4 protein-coding genes are annotated in these 3,018 nt (G+C 69.9%); 1 reads left to right on the top strand and 3 read right to left on the bottom strand.

What is annotated here, in order from left to right; all coding sequences use genetic code 11:
• Positions 1-7: 7 nt before the first annotated feature.
• Positions 8-358: a hypothetical protein gene (locus tag AC08OX_RS16585; RefSeq protein ID WP_476608650.1), complete on the bottom strand. Its 351-nt coding sequence runs from the start codon at positions 356-358 to the stop codon at positions 8-10.
• A 573-nt stretch (positions 359-931) separates the two neighbouring features.
• Here AC08OX_RS16585 and AC08OX_RS16580 point away from each other — a divergent pair.
• On the top strand, positions 932-1,633 hold the full coding sequence (locus AC08OX_RS16580) for an HAD family hydrolase (RefSeq protein ID WP_476608649.1): 702 nt from the start codon (positions 932-934) through the stop codon (positions 1,631-1,633).
• Here AC08OX_RS16580 and AC08OX_RS16575 read toward each other — a convergent pair.
• Both AC08OX_RS16575 and AC08OX_RS16570 read right to left on the bottom strand, forming a co-directional pair.
• Entirely contained in the window at positions 1,630-1,857 is a 228-nt protein-coding gene (locus AC08OX_RS16575; RefSeq protein ID WP_476608648.1) for a hypothetical protein, read from the bottom strand. The genes AC08OX_RS16580 and AC08OX_RS16575 overlap by 4 nt on opposite strands.
• Positions 1,811-3,018, bottom strand: a 1,208-nt coding sequence (locus AC08OX_RS16570; protein WP_476608647.1) for a DNA-binding protein, incomplete at its 5' end; no start/stop codon positions are given. The genes AC08OX_RS16570 and AC08OX_RS16575, both read right to left, overlap by 47 nt.

Below are 3,018 nucleotides of genomic sequence, written 5' to 3'. Positions count from 1 at the left end.
AACCTATCTAGGAAACTCCCGCTAGGTGACTCTGGCTCACGAGGGCCTGGGCACTCAGGGCTTGGTCACCGGCGGCGGTGGCAAGGCCGAATGCCTGCACGAAGTGCTGCCCCGCGAGGTCGCCCCGCTCGTCGTCGTAGCCCGGCCAGCCGGCCATGTCCGTCAGCGACGAGGCCGCCGAAAATACCGCCGACGGCGGGTGCTGGTGGCCCACCAGCTGCGGAGCAACCTCGGTCTGGATGAACCGCACCACCACCGGGTACAGCCGTCCGCCCCCGAGCTGGCGGTCAGCGGCCCGGAAGGCCAGGGCGGCGGCACGGATCGTCTCCAAGGTCCCGCCCGCGACGGAGGCGGCCACAAGGGGCATGCCTGTATCACTGAGCCATGCGGGTGATGCTGGAGCCGGCGGGGGTGTCCGCGGTTGGCCGGGAAGGTCGAACCAAAGCAGGGCAGGCGGTAGCCGAAGTGTTCTGGCCCAGTGCGTCAGGCGGTCCAGGTCCCGGATGGGCGGGCCGCTCTCGATCCGGCTCACCTGGGCCTGAGTCAAACCCAGCCACCTACCAAGCCGTTCCTGGCTGATGGGCCGGCGGTGGTGGGGGCTTTGGCGGTAGGCTGCCGAGACTAGGCCGATGTGCTGGGCCGCGAAGGCGTCGCGGAGTTGATCGGTCTGCCAGAAGTGGGCCGGAAGCTCCGGCGGGCTTTCGGCCTCTCGGCGGACCCGCCCCAGGCATCCGGTGCAGCGGGGGCCGGCGTTGTCGGCGGCCAGCCGGGTGCCGCACTCGCAGTAACGCGCGGCCAGCTCCGGCATGTGATCGCTCCCACGGGATGCCACCTGGGTATCAACGTGATCGAGAGTGTAGCGGCCAAAAGTCCGCCGGACGGGAGCCAGCGGGCACCACCCGCCGTTCATTCGTTGTGGGATCATGGCCGGGTGACCGCACTGGCCCTAATCCTCTGGGACGTCGACCACACCCTCCTTGAGATCAAGGGCGTGAGCCGGGAGATTTACGCCCGCGCCTTCCAGCTCGTGACCGGCCGCCCCATGGGAGAACTGGCTGACATGATCGGCCGCACCGAACGGGCGATCATCATCGAGACCTTGCGGCTTGGCGGGATCACCAAGCCGGAGCCACTGCTACCGGCCTTCTACGAAGCCTTGGGCGCGGCGGCCCGGCAGCTCCAGGGCCGGATGCGCGTCGCCGGCCGCAGTCTGCCCGGTGCCAGGGAGGCGATTGCGGCACTGGTAGCCGAGGGCGTTGTGCAGTCCGTCGTGACCGGCAACCTGCATTCCATCGCCGAAGTCAAGCTGGCCGCCTTCGGCCTCACGGATCACCTGGACCTGGCGGTGGGCGGGTACGGGGACGACGACAGCGACCGGGCCGTGTTGGTCCGGCTCGCGGTCAAGCGGGCCGAAGCCGCCCACCAGGTGAGCTTCCCCCGGCCCAGGGTGGTCGTGATTGGGGACACCCCGCACGACGTAAAAGGCGCCCACGACGCTGGCGTGCGGGCGGTGGGCGTTGCCACCGGCAGCAGCACCGTGGGAGACCTTGAGGCTGCCGGGGCCGACGCCGTTTTGCCGGATCTCACCCGGCCCCGTGCCCTCCAAGCGGCCGTCTTCGGCCTCGTGGGCTAACTGGCGGGGCCAGCGGTCGCCAGGCGAAACCGCTCGCCGAAGTCCCGCGCCGCAGGCACGGTGCCGAAGGGCTCAAGCCCATCCGCAAATTCCTTCAGGCGCAGGGCTACGCGCGTCGAGCCGATGGCTTCGCTCAAGGAGAGGGCGTCGGCCGCCGTCTGGCAGGCCTGCTCAACGTCACCGCCCTTCAGATGGCATTTCGCGAGCCGCGACAGGTAATGCACCCGCTCCCGGATGCGGTGGGGCGTGCGCTGGGTGAGCAGGCCAAATCGCCCGGGTCAGCGCCGACGCAGCCTCGTCGGTCACGCCCAGTTCGAGCAGGCAGGCGCCTTCCTGGGCGGCCACTTCCACCTCGTCGACGTAGGACACCCACATGGGCTCATCCCGGTGGCCGGCACGCTCGAAGTCGGTGCGGGCGGCCTCCAAGGTGCGGCGGCAGCCGTCCTGGTCGCCAACCCCGGCTTGGGCGCGGGCCAGCCTCGTGCCCAGCATCGTCTTGGTCAGCGGCGTGAGCCCGGCCGTCCCGTAGGCGAGCGCCGTTTGCGCGAGCGACAGCGCCGGCCCCCGGCGGCCCCGGTAAGTCTCCTGGAGGCTCATATATCCGAGGGCGCTGGCGGCCAGACCTGGTTCGTCGCTCTCGTGGGCCACGTAGATGGTGGTGGTGAAGTAACGGCGGGCTTGGCCGTGGTGGTCGGCGTCCAGCGCCAGCCACCCCGTCATCTGGGCGAGCTGGCCGAAGGCGAGCAACCCGTCGCCGGGGTCCTGCTCAACGGTTACGGCCATCCGGGCCACGTACCGGGACAGCGGTAGGTACAGGCTGTCGCCGCCCAGTTCATCATCAAGCTGCAAAAACAACTTCAGCAGCAGTTCGGCGCTCTGGCCGGTGGTCATGCCGGTGAAGGCGGAGATGCCGATGGTGGGGCTATGGGTCTCGCCGGCGGCCAGGGGGAGGCGCCCGGCTGCCAGGCTGCCCAATAGTGCGGGCAGGTCCGGCCCCGCGGGCACGGGCGGCGCGGAAACGGGCGCGACGGGTGCGGTTCGCTGCTCGGGAAGCTGGAACCACAGCAAATGTGCCGGGATGCGCAACAGGCGCGCCCACATCATGAGCCGGTCCAAGTCCTTGATCGGCGGGCCCGATTCGATGCGGGATAGCTGTACCTGGGAGATGCCGGCCCAGCCGCCGACCAGTTCCTGAGCCAGCACCCGGCCGTGCCAGGGATTGCGCCGGTAGGCGGCGATCACCCGGCCGATGTGCCAGCTAGCCAGGGCGTCGCGAAGCTCGTCGGTCTGCCAGAAGTGATCAGGTGGTACCGGGGCCTGGAGGCGGCGCATCTCCTGCTTGCGCTGGCACGGGGCGCAGAACCCGACCCCGTTGTCACGGGCTA

Source organism: Frankia sp. CoBUL1, from assembly GCF_978021245.1.
Note: the sequence above shows the minus strand (reverse complement) of the source record. Positions and strands in the feature narration are given on the sequence as shown.